The following is a 16,042-nucleotide window of genomic DNA, read 5'->3' as shown; positions in this document are numbered from 1 at the left end:
TTGCTCGCGAAGAGGCCCGAATCAACACCGCCAAAACCTCGCCTACAGCAGGTTACCGCTTGCCACCGGTTCAATCTGCGCCCAGTGCGACGTATCTTCACGATGCTGCTGCAGATACGGCAACACCGCCGCCAGCAACGGCGCCTTGAATGCTTCCTGAAAACGATGGGCCAGGCCCGGAATCAGTTTCAACTGACTGCCGCGAATATGCGCCGCCAGATGCACACCGTGCATCACCGGCAGCAACGGATCGGCCGTGCCGTGCACCACCAGGGTCGGTACCCGCAGTTGATTGAGCAATGCCACCCGGCTCGGTTCCGCAAGAATCGCCATGATCTGGCGCTTCACACCTTCGGGGTTGAACGCCCGGTCGTAGGCCACCGCTGCCTGATGCAGCAACGCCTGCCGATCATCAGTAACCGCCGGACTGCCCAGTGCCGCCAACAGATCAGCCTGCTGCTCCAGCGCCACCTCGCGATTCGGCGCACCGCGTCGCGCCAGCAGTTGCACCAGCGCCGCACTCGGTGCCGGCAAGCCTTCGGCGCCGGAACTGGTCATGATCAGCGTCAGGCTCTCCACCCGTTGCGGTGCCATTGCTGCAAGATGCTGGGCGATCATCCCGCCCATGCTCGCGCCCAGTACGTGGAACTGCTCGACGTGCAGCGCGTCCATCAAACCCAGCGCGTCATCGGCCATGTCGGTCAGTGAATACGGAGCTGACATGGGCAGGCCGAGCTTGTAGCGCAGCACTTCAAAGGTCAGGTTGGCCTCGGCCGGCGCCTGGCGCCAGGTCGACAGGCCAACGTCACGGTTGTCGTAGCGGATCACCCGGAAACCCTGCTGACACAACGCAACCACCACTTCGTCCGGCCAGTGGATCAACTGCCCGCCCAGCCCCATGACCAGCAACAGCGCCGGATCCGACGCGCGGCCAATGCTCTGGTAGGCCAGGCTCACCTGCGCCAGATCGACCCGTTCAGTCGGTACATTGACGTCGCAACGCGAAGCCGCCATCGACGGCAGGCCGAACAACAGCGCGGCCAACAGAAAAAATAAACGCATGGAAAAACACCGAAACGCAGAACCCCAGTAGAGCGCGAGTCTGATGAAGTTTGTTCAAGCGCGCTGCCACAGTTGCGTGACAGTTTGATGAAGAGTGCCGAGCGGTCATTCGCTGTCAGCCGCAACCGTTCGTCGCAACTGTCATTTCTGTCAGTAGTGCGCACACCCGCTTTTCGTTGCACTGAGACCAGGACAACACAATCAATCCTGGAGGAAAGTTGATGAGAATCTGGATAGTTGCACTCGCACTGTTGTTCTCTGCTTGCAGCACTCCACCGATGGAGGTCACTCAGGTACCGCAGATGCCTTCAGGGGTCGGTGTCGCTGCCGAACTGCAAAAGCGCTATGACGAAACCATCAGAATGTGTAATGGCGCGTCCAGCCAGCCAGCCTTTCTCTGCTCCGGCCTGATGTTGCGCGCCACCGATACCCCGAACGGTTTCCATGTCTGGGACCCGAGTCCCGGTGCCATCGAACTGGGCGGAATGTCGTTCTCGTATTTGCGCAAAGACGCCAGTTTCAGGCACATGCCCTGGGACCGGAACAATGGCTACATCATTTACCCGGTATTGAAACGCCCGGTGGGCACTGTGCAAACCATGGTGCTGTGTGTGTTTCCCATCGACGGCGCGACATGGGGCCGGGATAAACCGGGCTGTGGTGCATCCGATGTTTACCCTGTCGTCAGTAAACGCTGCCAGTCCCAGAACATCACCACGGCCGAACAGTGGGTCGCCCACACCTTCACCCACAACGTCGATTATTTCCGCTATCAGTGCAGCTTCGATGTGCGCGACGAAATGAATGAACTCGCCGCCGACTCGTTTTATCAAGCCATCCGCGCGATCGCGCTGAAACCCGTCGGGCGTCCGGGGTTCAATGAATTCAGCGAACTCATCATCAAAACCTGGCCGAAGGGGATCCCGGCACAACTGCCCATCGAAGCATTCTTCTACGTGGATAGCGGGCTGGCCGTGGCGAGGTATAACCAACGCGACTTCTACAACGAATCAAAAGGCAAAATCGTCCCGATCATAAAACTGACGATGCCGACCTCTACGCAGAATGCGCGGTTTGAACTCCGACAAGAAGATCAGGACGTCGCGCAATCCCGCTTGCCTTGATCACTGAGGTAATTATTGATCGCGCGTGACCTGAGGTGGACACCCACCGAAACGAATGCGCGATCAAGCGATAACTATGTACCGCAGGGCTCTGTGACGGCTCGCCTCTAATGGCATGAATGCCCGGGATTTTCCGGCCTGCATGCCTTTTGGAGCCTTGTCGCATGTCCCACGCACTGCCCCCTGCAACGGCCGATTTCGGCCTTGATCAACGACTACAGCCACACGTCGATCAAAATCTTCACCTGTTGGCGACAGCGCGTTTGAACGACTGTCACCAGCAATGGCTGGATCTCATGGCCCACCACCCCCGGCAGCCCGAAAGCGCCTGGTGGGGTGCCCGCGCGCCCGGTACTGCGTTGTCGCGTCGCGACCATGCCCTGAGTCTCTATCACCTGCATTTCGAGGCCGCGATTCAATGGGCGGATGCCGAAGGCAAGCTCGACTCCGCACAACGACACAGGCTGGCGCAGCTCCTCACACCTTCGAGCAAGATCGCTGCGGATCTGCGGGTCGCGCAACCGGTACTCAACCGTGTCGATAACAGCCGTCTGCGTTTGTACGGCACGTTGCTGATCCAGCTGGAGGAAACGGTACTGCTTTATCTGCCCGCGCACCCGCAACCGTTGATCCGTTTCGAACAGCAGACCGATCTTGAACGCTGGCTGATTGATCAGCACCCGGACCCGCTACGCACCACCTCGCTGGACTTCATCGAGTTCGGTAACGATCCGCTCACACGCGGAGTTGAACCATTGATGTCCACATCGGCAAGCACCGGCGCTGGTTGGGCCGCGCTCGACAAATTTTTTCCGGTCGCGCCCACTCTGCCTGAGAGCGCCGAGCCAACCGTCGATGAGGTTACGCCCTTTGGCTTGCTGGTGGCCGACATTCCCCTTGAGCTGCGCCGGCAGACGCTGGCGCGTGAACAGCGCGCGCTCGACCGTTTGCTTGGCGAGACCGCTGCCGCGGATCTGAACAGCCCGCAACGTCAGCAACTGGCGCAGCAGTTCGACGCGCTGAGCGAGGCCCGCCAAGCCAGTCATGATGCAGCATCGGCACTGCTAGACAACCGCGATCCACTGAAAATGCTCGAACTGCGCCATGCCACAAATGTCCATTACCACGCGCTGCTGCAGGCCCGAATCGCGGGGCTGCGCATCGAGGTCGAACTGCAACGGGTGCTCGATCACCTGAGCGTCGAGGAGCACCGGCGAATCATCGCGTTGCTGGACGCACCTGAGCGCAACCCTCAGCTGGTCGACGGGGTGATTGCCCGCGTGTCGTTGTCGGCGGCAGACCAGGACCTTCCCCACATCGAGGACCTGCATGGTGTGCTGATCATCGCCGCGTCTTTGGCGCTGGAGCCAGGCTCGACCGAAAGCCTGCTGCTCTACTGGCCGGGCCAGTTCGGCGGACTGCAGCGCTTCGATTCGCGTCTGGCGCTGGAGCAGAACCTGTTCAAGCGCTCGCCCAACGATCACGAACTGGCCCTGCACCTGACGCCACTCAAGAGCGATCCGCTCGCCTGGTCGCTTGATCAGCAGCTCTATCAGTGCGAACAACAAGCCGCGCAGATTCTGCACGACAACCCGTTGCCCACGCATGCCAGCGAGCGCAACAGCGAAATGGAAAAGCTGCGCGAACAACACCTGCCGCGCCTGACCCTGCCGCTCGCGCAGGCCCGTGAACGGGCATTTGCCGAGCGCCAGGAGCAAGATCACAGCGCCGCGCTGGCCGGCAACCTGCCCGCATGGTTCGACAACGTGGACGGCGCACACCGTGCACGGATCAAAACGCTGATCAGCCATTATCTCGTCGCCATTCGACGCGCCCATGCCTTGCTCGAGCGCGAACTCCCGCCGCGTCAGGCCTTCGCCGAAAAACGCATCGACGCCCGATTGCGCACAGACTTCTCGTTGGGAACACGTGTGTCCGTAAGCCTCGACCTGCCCGATTCCACGGTCTGGCAAAAAACCCTGATCGAGGGCGCCGCGCCCGGCACACCACAACGCAATGTCCTGACGGCCAGCGCCAGACGCAGCGACATCACCCTCGAACAACTGGCACAGGACAACATCGACCAGGACATGGGGTGGCGCCTGTTGTTCATGCGGCTCAAGGTCAGCACCGAAGACGCCGCCGACCGGCGGAGCATCGAGGCCGGGCTCAAACCGGCCTACTTGCGCAAACTGGTGACAGAACTGGATCTGCCCGGACGCTACGAAAGCCTGATTCGCCAGACGTTTTTCGGCACGCCGGCAGAACCTGCGTTCCAACAGGCCTGGCGCCGCGAATGCCTGAGCGAGCCGTGGCGCTTGATGCTCAAACTGCAAGGCGAATTCGCCCTGCTGCAAGGACACATCGACAGCGCCGGCCATGACCTGCTGAAGATTGCCATCGATGCGACAACACCTGAGGCTTACGCGGTCGATGGTCAACGCATAGCACTGCTGCCGGCGCATCTGACGGTCGGCGGTGAAGACACCGCGCATCAGGGACCGAGCACGCTCACAGGCGTGACGTTCATTGTCGAGCAAACCGCTGGCCTGACCCTGCTGTATCTGCCCGACAGCAGCGACGCCATCTTCCTGCGCCAGTACGAAACACTGGAACAGGCGCGCCTGGATCTGTTCAAGCGTTGCGTGGACAGCAAAATGGTCAACTATCTGGCCGGGCGCGCCGTGAGCGGCGATTTTGCCAGTCATGTCAGCCGGATCGAGCAGGCGCAACTGCGCAACTTCGATGCCCTGATCGGCGTCGGAATGGCATGGCCCGCTACGACATCACTCGCCAACCATCTGCTGAACGTGCACATGGGCCGGTTGCTGGAAGCCCATCGCAACAGCTCGCGCTCCAACGATGCGTTGTATCTGGAGCACTGCGCCTTGAAGTCCGGTGCGCTGTTCAATTACCTGAAAATGGCCATCGGCATGCTGCCGTTCATCGGCGCAGCGGTGTCCCTGTATGACGCCTGGAATAGCGCCAATCTGGCCGTGGCGGCGTTCTTGCGGGGTGAGATCGGTCAGGGGCTGGCCGAGGTGGAGGCGGTGCTGCTGTCACTGATCGATGCTGCCATGGACGTGCTTCCGGGGACGGTATCGGCCCCGGCTGCCGCACGTCTGGTGACCCGTCGACGGCAACGCGCGGCATGGGGCAAACCGGCCGCGATACCGACGTCCTGGCAATGGGCCCGGCAGTCGCTCGATCGCTTCAAGGGTTACGAATACGAACACGAAATTTCCCTGGCCGGCCTGCACCCTGCCACCCACGGCGTCTACCGCAACGTCTACCGCCATGTCGATGGCGACTTCATCGTCCGTCAGGGCCGCACCTATCGCGTCCAGCTCGGCGATGCACCGCGCGGCTGGAGACTCTACGGCACCTGGCTTCGCGGCTACAAACAGCCGATCGCCCTCGACGAAAGCGGCCAGTGGAACACTCACTACGCGGTGTTCGGCACCGTGATGGAGGGGGGCGGCGCAGGCGGCGGCGCGGTACTCGGGCATCTGGCTGACGGCATGGATCCGCTCTGGCCCGCCCCGATCCGCCAGTGGTTGCCGCGCTGGTGGACCGATCGGCAACTGCGCAGGCAATTGACCCTGACCAACACCGCCGATGCCTACACCCGGCGCCTTGATACCCAGACGCGCAGTTCCAACCAACTGTTGGAGCGTTACAACCGGTTGTTGGAGCGTGACAACCAACTGTCCATTGCCGAGCGTCAATCTCTGGAAGCGACGGTCGACGCCGCCTGCCTCAACGATATCGGACTGGCTCAGGAGCTCTACCAGAACGTTGCCGAACTACTGCCTCTGAGTCACGGCAGAAAACGCCTGCTGCTTGAAGACATTCAAAGTCGCTGCGCATGGGCGCAGGTTGATCGGTCAATACAGCGCGCCGCGATTTCCCGCCAACGCCTGCTGGAGCATCTGGACAGTGTCGACGCATTCGTTGCGCAGTCTGATGCGACGCCCTTCGATGACACCACAGCGCATTTAAGCCTCATGGCCCAACGCAAAGTCGTGCGCAAAAACTTCCTCAAGGAATTCGATCACCAGCACGGGCTCATCGAACAGGCCAATCTGTGGAACAGCCGCATCACCAACCGCGCACACAAAGCCAAAATGACAGCGGAGCTTGCGCCACTCAACCAACGGTTTGGCGAAACCACGCACTATTACCTCAGAACCGCGCACATTCTGGAGATCATTACCCACTATGAAGCGGTCGACGATCTGTCCTGGGTCTACTTCCACGTTCAACTCAAAGAAGCACGAGTCAAGGTCGGACGGGCGCTGCTGACGCAGCATCATCTACCGGATGTGCAGGCCAGCCTTGCACAGCGCAACCGGGTGATCGAGGACTGCCTGGACACCTACGCAGGCTTTCGTCGGCAGTTGAACGCGTGGACGCTGGGTTATCCCCAGCACCTCGATCTTGAACAGGTCAAAGCGTTTCTCGATGGTCTGACCAAGGTTGAACAACATGCTCGCCAAGCGATCAGGCAGCGTCCGGCGATCAAGCCCAAAGAAGCGGGCGGCAAGCAATTGTTTGAAACCGAGGACAACCAATTGCTGATCGGTATCGAAAGTATTGATGCCGGAACCCGGCAAAAGCGCTTCACCATCGAAGGCATCGACGGTTATCAGGAAACCTGGTTATCGCGTTCGAGCGGCAAATACCATTTGCACGCTCAACCGGCGGCCTCTGCGCCCCCCTTGCCAGCCAACGTGCAGCCGCTGCTGAAAGAAGCCCGAAAGCGCCTGGCCGGCGTCCAGGCCTATAACAGCAAAGTCACCGGTTACGCGAGACAAGACATGCTGCCCGTCGATCTGGAACACATGTTAGGCAGTGAAGCGACCGAACTGAGCACCCGTGCGAACGCCATCGCACGGCTCTCGCCAGCCGAGCCACTGGTCGTGCAATTGCAGGACCAGGCCCAGGAATTGATAAGCCTCGGCCGTACGTTGCGCATCGATCAGTCACTGCGCAGCAGAACCCCTACCGAGGGTTATCTGGACTATCTGCTGCAACAGAAAATGCTCGATATCCGCAAGGAAGGCGCAATGCGCGCGCTGGGCAAGCGCGCTGACGGGCGCAAGGACTTTCTCCAGGAATATGAGGTGCGCGACCTCACCGCCAACCCGCCACGCACGCTGTGGTACGCACACTTTCACTACACCTCGGACAAAGTGCCGTTCCACGACTTCGTCAAAGCCCATCTGAAATTGCCAGAGCAGCGCAATCTCGGCCTGCAATGGCAACAGGCCCAAGCGACCAGCGGCGCTCAGGTCGAGGCGATCTGGCGCGGTGATATCGGCAAACCGCTGGGCATCCAGCATTTCGCCAACCTCTAAGACAGAAAAACAGCGGGGCACAGGAAGTGCCCCGCTGCGACTTCAGCGGTCGACAGCCCCGCCAACATGAGACAAACTCACCGTCTTCGCCTCGTTCACAAATTTTATTCATGGAGCCATGCGGTGCTTGAAATCCGTCATTTGAAAACCCTGCATGCCCTGCGCGAAGCCGACAGCCTGGTCGATGCCGCCGACCGCCTGCACCTGACCCAATCGGCGCTGTCCCACCAGTTCAAGGAACTGGAGGAGCGCATGGGCATGCCGTTGTTCGTGCGCAAGACCAAACCGGTGCGCTTCACCAGCGCCGGTTTGCGCCTGCTGCAACTGGCTGATGCAACCCTGCCGCTGCTGCGCGCCGCCGAACGCGACATAAGCCGACTGGCCGGTGGCACTGCCGGGCGCCTGCACATGGCGATCGAGTGCCACAGCTGCTTCCAGTGGCTGATGCCGACCATCGACCAGTTCCGCGATGCCTGGCCGGAAGTCGAACTCGACCTCGCCTCGGGCTTCGCCTTCGCTCCGCTGCCGGCACTGGCCCGTGGTGACCTGGACCTGGTGGTGACCTCCGATCCGCTGGACATCGCCGGTATCACCTACGTGCCGCTGTTCACCTACGAAGCGATGCTCGCGGTTGCCAACCAGCATCCACTGGCGAGCAAACCCTACATCGTGCCCGAAGACCTGCTGACTGAAACCTTGATCACCTACCCGGTGGAACGCGATCGGCTGGACATTTTCACCCGTTTCCTCGAACCGGCCGACATCGAACCGGCGCAGGTCCGCACTTCGGAGCTGTCGGTGATGATGATGCAACTGGTCGCCAGCGGCCGTGGCGTCTGCGGCATGCCGCACTGGGCGCTGCACGAGTACAGCTCGCGTGGCTATGTGAAGGCCAAGCGACTGGGCGAGAAAGGCCTGTTTGCCACGCTGTACGCGGCGATCCGCGCCGACATGCTGGATGCGCCGTACATGCGCGATTTCCTGCTGACGGCCAAGGACACGTCGTTCTCGACGCTGGATGGGGTCAGCGCGGTTCGTTGAGGCTGGCGGTTGGCACGAAAGGCGCGGACCACATGTGGATCTTGTCGAAGTAGTCCTCGCCGACCCGCACTGCCATCGGCTCGAGGCCGAACTGGATGAAGCCGCAGCGCTGGTACAGATGAAATGCTGCGTCGTTGCCAGCGGTGACGGTCAATTGAATGACTTTCAGCGCCGGATGCTGCTGCGCTTCGCCCAGCACGGCCTCCATCAATTTCAGCCCCAGCCCGCGCTGACGAAATTCCGCCGACACGTACATGCCGAATACCGTTGCCTTGTGCCGGGCCTTTTCCCGAAGTTCGAACGCCAGGCCGACGATGCCCACCAGCCGACCGTCTTCGAACGCGCCGAACACCGCGTCGAGCTTGCTGGTCAGCCGCGCTTCCCACCAGCTCAGCGGCATCACCGCGCGCTCGCGCACGCTGGAGGTGAAGGCCTGCGGGTGGCGGTCGTAGGCCTCCAGCATTAATTCGCGGTAGGCCAGCGCGTGGCTGGCGTCCAGCCGTTCGATCCACATGTTCAGGCCGTCCTGCGTTGTTCCAGCATCAGGCGCACCGCCAGGCCACCGAGTACAAAGCCCATGAAGTAGCGCTGGATTGCCAGCCACGTCGGGTTACGCACGAACCACGAGGCAATGCCTGCCGCAAACAACGCGATCAGCAGATTGACGCTGAAACTGACGCTGATCTGGGTCAGGCCGAGGATGATGCTCTGGGTGAACACCGAGCCGTGTTCGGGGGTGATGAATTGCGGAAACACCGAAAGGTAGAAGACCGCGATTTTCGGGTTCAAGGCGCTGGTGAGAAAGCCCATGGTGATCAGTCTGCGCGAGGAGTCCGGCGGCAATTGCTGCGCCTCGAACGGCGAGCGCGCACCGGGTTTCACCGCTTGCCAGGCCAGCCACAGCAAGTACAGCGCACCGGCCCACTTCAACACTTCATAGGCCATCGGCACCGCCAAAAACACCGCAGTCAAACCGGCAGCCGCCGCGAACATGTGCACGAAGAATCCACCCACCACGCCCAACAACGACGTGACCCCGGCCTTGCGTCCCTGACAGATCGAACGCGAGATCAGGTAAATCATGTTCGGCCCCGGCGTCAGCACCATCAACAGCGCGGCGGCGGCGAAGATCAGCAAGTCTTGAAGCGGGATCATGGCAGTGTCCTTTGCGTGAATGTTCAGGCGAGCGCGGTCAGCGAATTGCGATAAAACGGCAGGATCAGGTCGCGTGTCAATGGCGCCAGCACCAGACCAGCGTCAGTGGCCGGGTCGATCCAGAGCACTTCCTCGATTTCGGCAGCCGGGGTGACTTCGACATCAATGGTCAGTTGAAAGATCTCCGCTTGAACGACAAACCCCGGCTCGTTGGCCGCAGGCGCCGAGAACTGGCCGAGAAAAGACGCCTGCGCCGGATCGATCTGCAGGCCCAGCTCTTCCTCCAGCTCACGGGCCAGCGCATGCACCGGCAACTCATGCGCTTCGATCTTGCCGCCCGGTTGCATGAACGCCGTGGTGCCGCGCTTGCGCACCAGCAGGGTCTGGCCTTCAGTGTTGAGCAACAAGGCGGCGGCAATACGGATAAGACGTGGAGGTGCAACGGATGCAGAGGTCATGGGTCAGCCACCGGCCTGGAAAAACCGCAAGGATCCCATGCCCGTCCAATGACGTCACCTCGCAGATCACTCTCCCAAGGCCTTGAGCGCGGCTTCAACCTCCTCCGGCACTTTGACGAAAATCTTGTACTTGCCACCCTCCATGGCTTCGAAAGCAATCAGCTTTTCCACCAACAACGCGTTGAGGACCTTGCCGGCGTTGAGCAGCAACATGCCGTTATCGGCATTCAGGTTGCGCGCCAGAATCATCCCCGCGGCCAGATCCCGAGTGGTCAGCACCTTGACTGTTGGATCGGCCAGCGTGATGTCGTTGAGGAATGCGGCACACACCAGAATGAAATCTTCGACCAGATCAGGATCGTACAAACGCCCGGCGTACTGGCGCAGGTACAGCAGCGCTTCGTCGCTGTTCATCTGCCGCTCGAGGATCAGGCCCCGCTGCAACTCGACGAAATCCACCGCCAGTTTCAGCAGGCGTGAACCGAACGGAATGCCCTCGCCCTTGAGCCGGTCAGGAAACCCGCTGCCGTCCCAGCGTTCCTGATGATGCAGGATCAGGCGTGCCGCATCTTTCATCGGGTCCAGCGTCATGAGCAACGATTCGCTCTGCTTCGGGTAACTGCGATAACGCTCGCGATCGGTATGGCGCAACAGATCCGAGGGCGTGGTCATCATGCCGTCGGTCCAGCTCAGCTTGCCGACGTTATACAGCGCTGCGGCCATGGTCAGGTCGCGGCTGGTGGCCTCGTCCAGCCCGTGCTGTCTGCAGTAGCTGCGCACCAGTTCGATGATCTGCCGGTTGGTCTGTTTGGCAGGCGGCAAACGCAGATTGGCCAGCAGCGAGAACACTTCAGTGCCGGTGACATAGCTGTGCTTGAGCTCTTCGTAAGCCAGATCGAGCATGTCGGCGGTCTGCTGCAGTTCGGCGGTGCGCGCCGCGACATGTTTTTCCAGGGTGCTGTTGAGCAGTTTGAGCTGGTCGTTCTGTACCTGGGTCAAGCGCTCCAGGCGCTGGCGTTCCTGCTCGGAATGCTGGTGCTCGAGGGACTGGCGCAGGATCAGCAGCATCTCTTCGTCATTCCACGGTTTGCTGATGTAACGGTGAATCTGCCCGTCATTGATGGCTTTGATGATGGCCCCGGGGTCGGCATAGCCGGTGAGCATGATCCGCGCAGTCTCAGGGTATAGCTGACGGACATGGGCCAGTAACGACGCCCCGTCCATGTTCGGCATGCGTGCATCGCTCATCACCAGGTTCACCGGCTGCTGCGCGAGCATGTCCAGCGCCTGGGCACCACTGGTGGCCAACAAAACATCATAGGGCTGGCCGCGCAACAGGCGACGCAGGCTGTTGAGGATCGATTCCTCGTCATCGACCAGCAGCACCGTGGGTCGATGCGACGGCATCGGGGCGGATTGCTCTTCCATGGCATGGCCTCAAGCGAAAACAGGGGTTGACGACGCACCGACCGACCACCTCACTGGTCCGCGCCTGAGTCCAAGGCTAGATGATTTTTGCCTGCATTCACGCAAATCTTCGTCCGGCGCCGCAAGCGCAGTACCGAGGGGCCGACTATGCTGTACACGGCGCAGGACTCCATCGGCTTACGAACAGGCAAATGGCGAGGGAAAAGGATGCCCCGGATGACAACAGCACACCTCTGCGTGAGTGGCGCGACATGAGCACGCCAACCGCGCAGATCAATCGCCGCGTGCTCATTGTCGACGACAGTCCGGCGATCCATGGCGATTTCGCCAAGATTCTCAGCCCGGTCGTCCCCGGCGACGATGGCTTGGGCGAAACCGAGAACCTGTTGTTCGGCACCCCGTCCGCCAAACAAACCCAACATTTCGAACTGGATTCGGCTTTTCAGGGCCGCGAAGCGCTGGACAAAATCGAAGCCGCGCTGGCTGAAAACCGCCCGTATGCCATGGCCTTCATCGACATGCGCATGCCCCCGGGCTGGGATGGCCTGGAGACCATCGAACGGCTGTGGCAAGTCGATCCCAAGCTGCAAGTCGCACTGTGCACGGCCTATTCCGACTACTCCTGGGAAGACATTGACCGTCGCCTGGCCCTGAACGACCGATTGCTGATCCTGAAAAAGCCCTTCGACGCGATCGAGATCCGGCAGATGGCCAGCGCCCTCACGGTCAAATGGCAGATGACCGAAGACGCCGAACTGAAGATGAACCTGCTGGAAAACGCCGTGCAGGAGCGCACCCGCGAACTGTCCGACGCCAACATCATTGTGCAGAACAGCCCGACCATCCTTTACCGCTTGCGCGGCGATCCTTCGTTTGCCCTGATGTACATCTCCCACAACATCACCCGTTACGGGCATGTCGCCGCCGACCTGGTGGGTTCGCCCAACTGGGCGCAGGAACTGATTCACCCGGACGATCACGCCATCGTCGATGCGGCCATGGCCCGGGTGCTGGATCGGCATGCATCGGGCGCATCCATAGAATTCCGGATGCGCACCGGCCAGGGCACCTGGCGCTGGGTGGAGAACCGCTACATCCCGGTGCGCGATCATGACGGCCGACTGCTGGAAGTCGAAGGCATCATCCTCGACATCACCGAACGTCGCCTGGCCGAGGACAAACTGGCGTTGCTGGCCCGCTCCGATGGCCTGACGGGCCTGGCCAATCGCGCCACACTGATCGAACGCCTGCATCAGGCGTTTGCCGCCGCGCGACGGGGCGCCATGCCGTTCGCGGTGTTCTATCTGGATCTGGACCACTTCAAGCGGATCAATGACACCCTGGGCCACCCGGTGGGCGATCTGCTGCTGCAGGAGGTCGCCCGGCGCATCAAGTTCGGCGTGCGCGAAAGCGACGTGGTGGCGCGCCTGGGCGGCGACGAATTCGCGATCCTGCAACTGGACGTCAGTGACCCGACCCAATCGGCCACGATGGCCGCCAACATCCGCGACACGCTGCTGGCGCCCTACAACCTGGCCGGTAATGCGCTACACATTTCGGTGAGCATCGGCATCAGCAGTTACAGCGACCTCAGCCTCGATGCCGACAGCCTGCTCGGGCAGGCCGATATGGCGCTGTACCGCGCCAAGGAAATGGGCCGCAACCAATATCACTTCCACTCCGAGGAGATCTCTCGGGAAGTGGCCGAACGCATGACCCTCGTCAGCGAATTGATGACCGCCCTTGAGGGCAATGAGCTGCGGCTGCATTACGCGCCAGAAATTGATCTGCACAGCGGCAGGATTCTGGGCATGGAGGCACAGATCCTTTGGCAACATCCCCGGCGCGGCCTGCTGCCGGCATCGGACTTTGTGCCGATCGCGGAGAAAACCGGCGCGATCATTCCTCTCGGACGCTGGGTGCTGGATCACGCCTGCCACCAGATGCATCTGTGGCGTAATGAAGGGGTCGCACCGCCGGTGATGGCGATCAAACTCTCGCTGGCGCAACTCAAGAGCGGCCCGGAACTCATCTACAACGTGCTGCGCACCACTGCCCGCTGGGAACTCGCCCCCTGGGACCTGCGTTTCGATGTCACCGAGGCCACGCTGGCCCAGACCAAGTGGACGCACAACGATGCACTGCCGCGCCTGCGTGAACTGGGCGTGACCATCGCCATCGATGATTTCGGTACCGAATACTCCTCGTTCGACTACCTGAAAACCTACCGGGTCAACCACCTCAAACTGGCCCAGAGTTTCATCGACAGTGCGGCCCACGATGTGGCCGGCGCCAACGCCCTGCGTGCCATCGTCAACTTCGCCCGGGACCTGGACATCGGCATCATCGCTGAAGGTCAACCGTCGCCGGATCAGCCTTGCGCGCCGCCCGCCGCCGCCCCGCTGCCCAGCGCGCAGGGACTGTATTTCAGCGCGGCGGTCAGCGCCGAGCAGGCCGGGCGACTGCTCAAGGACAGCCCGCGTCCGGCACCGAAGGAGGACGAGGCGTGAAAACCCCTTTTCCCCAGACCAACCGGCGCATCCTGATCATCGACGACACGCCGGTGATTCACGATGACTTTCGCAAGATCCTCGCGCCGCAGGTTCCGGACACTGCCGACCTGCATCAACTGGAACAGACGCTGTTCGGCACTCGCCAGGCGCCGCACCTGAGCTTCCAGCTCGACTCCGCCTATCAGGGTCAGGAAGCCCTGGCGCTGGTCAAACGAGCGCTCGCCAGCGGCACTCCCTATGCCCTCGCCTTCATCGACATGCGCATGCCGCCCGGCTGGGATGGCCTGGAAACCATCGAGCAATTGTGGCGGGTCGACCCCAACCTGCAGATCGCCTTGTGCACGGCGTACAGCGACTACAGCTGGGAGGCGATGGCCGAACGTCTGGAGTTCGGCGACCAGTTGCTGATCCTGAAAAAACCGTTCGACAGCCTGGAAATCCGTCAGATGGCCAACGCCCTGACCTGGAAATGGCAGCTGGCGCAGGACGCGGCACTGAAGATGCTCAGCCTTGAGCAGAGCGTCGAGGCGCGGGTTCACGAACTGCTCAAAGTCTCGCACCTGCTGCAATACGACAGCCTCACGGAGCTGCCCAACAGCACCCTGCTGGGTGATCGCCTGAGCCAGGCCCTGGCCGTGTGCCGGCGCCATGACAAACAACTGGTGGTGATGTTCCTCGGCCTGGATCGCTTCAAGCGCATCAACAATGCGCTGGGCCATCCGGCGGGCGACGAAATGCTCAGGCGGGCTGCCAGGCAACTGTTGTCCTGTGTCCGCGGTTCAGACTCGGTGTTTCGCTACGGCTCCGATGAGTTCGTGGTGATCCTCGGCGACATCGACCACCCCCTGCAAACTCACGGCATCGCGGAAAAACTCCTCGCCGCCATTCGCCTGCCGCAGGCGATTGCCGGCCATGACGTCAGCGTCACCGCCAGCCTGGGCATCAGCGTCTACCCCGCTGACGGCCTCGAAGCCATCGAGCTGATCAAGAAGGCCGAGACCGCGATGCGCAACGTCAAGGAACAAGGTCCCGACAACATCGGCTTCTTTATCGAGGCCATGAACCAGCACGCCCGGGAACAACACAGCATCGAGTCGGGCATTCGCCGCGCCCTGCACGAGCACGAATTCGTCCTGCACTATCAGCCGAAAATCGACCTGCGCACGGCCACGGTAGTCGGTGCCGAAGCATTGATACGCTGGCAGAAACCGGGGCATGGCTGGGTCTACCCTTCGGACTTCATTCCGGTGGCCGAGGACAGCGGTCTGATCGTGCCGCTGAGCAAATGGGTCCTGGCGCAAGCCTGTCGTCAGACCCGCGCCTGGCAAACAGCCGGGCTGCCGCTGATTCGTATGTCGGTGAACATGTCGCCCATCGATTTTCGCCAGCGTGACTTCGTCGATGGCGTCGCACACGTGCTTGAGCAGGCAGGTCTGGCGCCCGAATGGCTGGAGCTGGAAATCACCGAAGGCGTGCTGATGCAAAACGTCGAGGCGACGATGACTGCGCTCAATCGCCTGAAGGCGCTGGGCACGCGCCTGGCCATCGACGACTTCGGCACCGGCTATTCCAGCCTGAGCTACCTGCGGCGGTTTCCCATCGATGTGCTGAAGATCGACCAGTCGTTCATTCGCGGCCTGAGCGATGACCGCAACGATGCCGCGCTGGTGAGTGCCATCATCAACCTGGGCAAGGGTCTGGGGCTTAAGGTCATCGCCGAGGGCATTGAAACCGCCGAACAACTGGCCTTTCTCAAGGCGCATCACTGCGAGGAAGGTCAGGGCTACTTTTTCAGCAAAGCCCTGCCGGCAGACGCGTTTGCACATTTGCTGGCTGGCACCGAGCCTGCGCCGTGGACGATTTGATCAACACCGTAAAAACCGGCCTTGAGTCAGGGAGAC

At 61.4% G+C, this 16,042-nt stretch carries 10 protein-coding genes; 5 read left to right on the top strand and 5 right to left on the bottom strand.

Annotated features, from left to right (window positions below; all coding sequences use genetic code 11):
* Positions 1 to 42: 42 nt before the first annotated feature.
* A complete protein-coding gene (locus PseAD21_RS20470) occupies positions 43 to 1,062 on the bottom strand; it encodes an alpha/beta fold hydrolase (protein ID WP_102357415.1) in 1,020 nt (339 codons plus the stop codon).
* A gap of 278 nt (positions 1,063 to 1,340) precedes the next feature.
* On the opposite strand from PseAD21_RS20470, the gene PseAD21_RS20465 reads away from it, so the two are divergent.
* From PseAD21_RS20465 to metR, 3 genes are all read left to right on the top strand, one after another.
* The gene (locus PseAD21_RS20465; protein ID WP_256588201.1) at positions 1,341 to 2,186 is read left to right on the top strand and encodes a hypothetical protein; all 846 of its coding nucleotides are present in this window, start codon (positions 1,341 to 1,343) and stop codon (positions 2,184 to 2,186) included.
* 296 nt (positions 2,187 to 2,482) lie between these two features.
* Complete coding sequence (locus PseAD21_RS20460; protein WP_371859076.1) at positions 2,483 to 7,546, top strand: dermonecrotic toxin domain-containing protein; 5,064 nt, start codon at positions 2,483 to 2,485, stop codon at positions 7,544 to 7,546.
* A 123-nt stretch (positions 7,547 to 7,669) separates the two neighbouring features.
* Positions 7,670 to 8,587 carry a transcriptional regulator MetR gene (gene metR, locus PseAD21_RS20455; protein WP_047296309.1) on the top strand — a complete coding sequence of 306 codons (918 nt, stop codon included), beginning with the start codon at positions 7,670 to 7,672 and terminating at the stop codon, positions 8,585 to 8,587.
* Here the strand turns inward: metR and PseAD21_RS20450 are convergent.
* The 4 genes from PseAD21_RS20450 to PseAD21_RS20435 form a co-directional block, all read right to left on the bottom strand.
* Positions 8,571 to 9,101 carry a GNAT family N-acetyltransferase gene (locus tag PseAD21_RS20450; RefSeq protein WP_102357411.1) on the bottom strand — a complete coding sequence of 177 codons (531 nt, stop codon included), beginning with the start codon at positions 9,099 to 9,101 and terminating at the stop codon, positions 8,571 to 8,573. The two genes, metR and PseAD21_RS20450, sit on opposite strands and share 17 nt — an antisense overlap.
* A gap of 2 nt (positions 9,102 to 9,103) precedes the next feature.
* Positions 9,104 to 9,742 carry a LysE family translocator gene (locus PseAD21_RS20445; protein ID WP_102357409.1) on the bottom strand — a complete coding sequence of 213 codons (639 nt, stop codon included), beginning with the start codon at positions 9,740 to 9,742 and terminating at the stop codon, positions 9,104 to 9,106.
* Between the two features lie 23 nt (positions 9,743 to 9,765).
* On the bottom strand, positions 9,766 to 10,200 hold the full coding sequence (locus tag PseAD21_RS20440; protein WP_102357408.1) for an NUDIX domain-containing protein: 435 nt from the start codon (positions 10,198 to 10,200) through the stop codon (positions 9,766 to 9,768).
* A gap of 66 nt (positions 10,201 to 10,266) precedes the next feature.
* Complete coding sequence (locus PseAD21_RS20435) at positions 10,267 to 11,628, bottom strand: HD domain-containing phosphohydrolase (RefSeq protein ID WP_102357406.1); 1,362 nt, start codon at positions 11,626 to 11,628, stop codon at positions 10,267 to 10,269.
* Positions 11,629 to 11,879: 251 nt separating this feature from the next.
* Between PseAD21_RS20435 and PseAD21_RS20430 the strand changes: the two genes are divergently transcribed.
* The gene (locus PseAD21_RS20430) at positions 11,880 to 14,138 is read left to right on the top strand and encodes an EAL domain-containing protein (RefSeq protein WP_178082151.1); all 2,259 of its coding nucleotides are present in this window, start codon (positions 11,880 to 11,882) and stop codon (positions 14,136 to 14,138) included.
* Entirely contained in the window at positions 14,135 to 16,006 is a 1,872-nt protein-coding gene (locus PseAD21_RS20425) for a bifunctional diguanylate cyclase/phosphodiesterase (protein ID WP_102357403.1), read from the top strand. Before PseAD21_RS20430 ends, PseAD21_RS20425 begins: the two co-directional genes overlap by 4 nt.
* Positions 16,007 to 16,042: the final 36 nt, after the last annotated feature.

The sequence above is a fragment of the Pseudomonas sp. AD21 genome (genome assembly GCF_002878485.1).
Classification (GTDB): domain Bacteria; phylum Pseudomonadota; class Gammaproteobacteria; order Pseudomonadales; family Pseudomonadaceae; genus Aquipseudomonas.
This window is presented reverse-complemented; position numbering and strand designations above follow the sequence as displayed.